The following is a 460-nucleotide window of genomic DNA, read 5'->3' on the forward strand; positions in this document are numbered from 1 at the left end:
AGCTACCGGAGATGGTGGACGGATTCCGTATGACACTGCGGCTGCATGAGTACGTGGAGAAGGAATCCTTCAACCACCCCTACACCTTTGTGGCGGCACAGACCGGCCTGGACGAGAAGACGGTGCGCGACATCTTCAACGCCCGCGCCGAGTTCCTGGGGCGCTGGCACCGCTTCGAGACGCCCCGCATCCTGGGCATTGACGAGCTATACCTGAACAAGCGCTACCGCTGCATTCTGACCAACATTGAGGAGCGAACCCTGCTCGACCTGCTGGCCACCCGCCGCCAGGACGTGGTGACCAACTACCTGATGAAGCTGAAAGACCGGCAGAAGGTCGAGATCGTCAGCATGGACATGTGGAACCCCTACCGGGCAGCGGTCAAGGCTGTGCTGCCCCAGGCCCGTATCGTGGTCGATAAGTTCCATGTGGTGCGCATGGCCAACGATGCCCTAGAGAG

General features: G+C 60.9%; 1 protein-coding gene. It reads left to right on the forward strand.

What is annotated here, in order from left to right; genetic code table 11:
- The coding region (locus tag AKJ31_RS22310; protein WP_163777573.1) for a transposase at positions 1 to 460 on the forward strand (460 nt) is incomplete at both ends.

It is taken from the genome of Vibrio hepatarius, assembly GCF_001274785.1.
GTDB classification, from domain to species: domain Bacteria; phylum Pseudomonadota; class Gammaproteobacteria; order Enterobacterales; family Vibrionaceae; genus Vibrio; species Vibrio hepatarius.